Below are 2,744 nucleotides of genomic sequence, written 5' to 3'. Positions count from 1 at the left end.
GTCCAGCGCTTCCGCCTTAGCGTGTAAAGGCTCTGACGAAAGCGTTCTGCTGTTTGACTTCGACGGGGAGTCTGGTGTCGGTGAGGGCTTTGCCCTGCCATCCGGCGCCGAGGGCGACGTAAAGCGCGACGGCGTTGCGCACGCGGGCGAGGCGGCCGACGACGGCCTGGTCCTCGGCGGACAGGGCGGTCTGCTCGGTCGTCAGCACGTTCAGGTAACCGGTCAGACCGGCCGTGAACAGCTTCTGCGCTCGGTCGCGGGCGAGGCCGGCATCGACGGAGGCCTGGTTCAGCTCCTCGACCAGCTCGGCATTATGCCGCCAGTCGCCCATCGCATCCTCGACTTCCGCAAACGCCTTCAGCACCGTCTTGCGGTAGTTCAGGCGGCTGCCCTCGGCCTCGGCCCGGGCCTGCGCGATGGCAGCGGTGTAGCGGCCACCATGGATGACCGGCAGCGTCGCCATCATCATGAAGCTCCACGCCATGCCACCCGCCTGGAACGCCTGATAGGCGGCGGACGCGTTCGGGTTGAACGTCAGCGGGATCATGAATTTCGGATAGAGGTTCGACACCGCAATGCCCACGCGAGCCGTATCGGCGGCGTATTCGGCCTCGGCCACGCGGATATCGGGGCGGTTGGCGAGCACGATCGAGGGCAGGCTGTCGGGGAAATGCGGCAGGGCCGGGATCGGACGGCGCTTTTCCAGCTCTTCCTCAAGCTGGCCCGGCATGTCGCCGACAAGGACGGCGATGGCATGCATCAGCCGCTCTTCCTGCTCGTGCAGCGGCGCCAGACGCGAGCGTTCGAGATGCTCTTCCGTCTGCGCCTGCGCCACGGCCAGCGTGTTGCCCAGACCATGCGTGTAGAGTTTTTCGGTCAGTTCGCGCGAGCGCACGGCCACGTCGATGGCGCGCTCGGTGACGGTCAGACGCTCCTGCACCGAGCGCAGCGTCACATAGTCCGTCGCCATCTCGGCCAGCAGCGACAGCAGGACACCGCGGCGGTTCTCGATCGATTCCTCGACGATCCGCTTGCGCTCTTCCACCTGCCGGGAAATATGCCCGAACAGGTCGATCTCCCAGCTCGCCCGCGCGCCATAGGTCAGCACCGAGGCCTCGGGGCGGTTGGCCGGATTGCCCGGACGGATTGGCCAGTTGTCCACGTTGACGGAATAGCGGTCATCACCACCGCCTGCGGCCACATCAAGCTGCGGATACCAGGCCGACTGCGCCTGACGGCGGACGGCGCGCTCGGCAATGATGTGCTGCGAGGCGATCTGCAGATCGTAATTGCCCTTGATCGCCTGTTCCACCAGCTCGTTGAGCATGGGATCGTGGAACTGCGCCCACCAGTCCTTCATGTCCTCGGCCGACTGCGCCAGCGCATCGGCGGTGACCGGATGGGGCTGCTCGACGAAGGCGTCGGGCACCTTGATCCTGTCCGGCTTGAAGTTCGGACCCACCGTGCATGCCGTCAGCGACAGGCAGGTGCCGAGAGCAAGGGCTACGACCCGGGTGAAAGAAGAGCGTGACATGTCAGAGGTGGTTCTGCAGCCAGGTGGTCAGACGCCCGCGCGCGCCCGGCGTCTCACGCCCGATCGTCACGGTGGCCGTCATGCCGGCCGCCAGCGTGATTTCCGGCGGGACGTTGTCGAACTCCAGACGCACCGGAATACGCTGCGCCAGACGCACCCAGGTGAAGATCGGGTTGACGTCCGGCAGGCCCAGCTTGTCGGACACGCCGTTCTGGTCGTTGATGCCGCGGCCGATGCTGACAACATGCGCCATGATGATCTGCTTGTAGCCCATCAGCTTGATGCGGGCCTCGTCACCCACATGCACGCCGTGCATCTTGGTTTCTTCGAAATAGCCGTTGATCCAGTAGCTGTGCGCGTCGATCACCGCCAGGCCCGACACACCGGCATGGGCATAGTCACCCACCCGCAGGTTGAGGTTGGTGATGTAACCGTCCACCGGGGAATAGACCGTCGAGCGCTGCAGGTTCAGCAGGGCGGTGTTCAGCTCGGCCTTGGCCGCGTTGACCTTGGCGCGCTGGGTTTCAACATTGGAGTTGAAGTCTTCCTGTTCTTCCGCCGAGACAATGCCGCCCAGGCCCATACGGCGCTTGGCGTCAGAACTGCGGAGCTTGAGGTCCTCCTCGGCGCCGGCCACCCGGGCACGGGCGGCGTCGATATCGAGGCGGAAGCGCACCGGATCGAGCACGAAGAGCGGATCGCCCTTGTGGACGAACTGGTTGTCCACGACCGGCACGGCCACCACCGTGCCCGAAACTTCAGGGGCGGCATCCACCACATAGACGCGTACGCGGCCGTCACGGGTCCAGGGGGCGAGGACATAGATGTCCCACATCGTGCGCCCAAGGCCGATGGCGAGCGCCAGGACGATGAGGGTCAGCAGGACACGGATCACACTGCGGGTCCAGTTCATTGCCGACCCCTCCTATACGTAAAGGATGAGCAGACAGAGAACACAGACATAGAGCGCTATTTCAAAGAGGGCGACGTGCCAGAACCATCCCAGCGCACCGGTGCGCCACAGGATGCTTCGCAGCAGCAGTGTCACAAAGACCGCCGCAACAGCATAAATGGAAAGCGGAGCAACGAAAACGCCAAACAGGTTGACTTCAGCCAGCATCAGAAACCGACCCCAACGCCAACCGCCAGACTGCCACACGTCAGACTGTACGCCAATTCGTCCACAACGCTCCTCGCTCAACCTCACCGA

General features: G+C 64.4%; 3 protein-coding genes. All 3 read right to left on the bottom strand.

The features are described 5' to 3' along the window. Window positions 1-16: 16 nt before the first annotated feature. The 3 genes from HKD24_RS14965 to HKD24_RS14955 are packed head-to-tail and all read right to left on the bottom strand — an operon-like array spanning window position 17 to window position 2,654. Window positions 17-1,534 carry an efflux transporter outer membrane subunit gene (locus HKD24_RS14965; protein WP_194260952.1) on the bottom strand — a complete coding sequence of 506 codons (1,518 nt, stop codon included), beginning with the start codon at window positions 1,532-1,534 and terminating at the stop codon, window positions 17-19. Between the two features lies 1 nt (window position 1,535). Continuing rightward, on the bottom strand, window positions 1,536-2,447 hold the full coding sequence (locus HKD24_RS14960) for a biotin/lipoyl-binding protein (protein ID WP_194260951.1): 912 nt from the start codon (window positions 2,445-2,447) through the stop codon (window positions 1,536-1,538). A 12-nt stretch (window positions 2,448-2,459) separates the two neighbouring features. Continuing rightward, a complete protein-coding gene (locus HKD24_RS14955) occupies window positions 2,460-2,654 on the bottom strand; it encodes a DUF1656 domain-containing protein (RefSeq protein ID WP_062499659.1) in 195 nt (64 codons plus the stop codon). Window positions 2,655-2,744: the final 90 nt, after the last annotated feature.

Source organism: Gluconobacter vitians (genome assembly GCF_015244565.1).
Lineage (GTDB): Bacteria > Pseudomonadota > Alphaproteobacteria > Acetobacterales > Acetobacteraceae > Gluconobacter > Gluconobacter vitians.
Note: the sequence above shows the minus strand (reverse complement) of the source record. Positions and strands in the feature narration are given on the sequence as shown.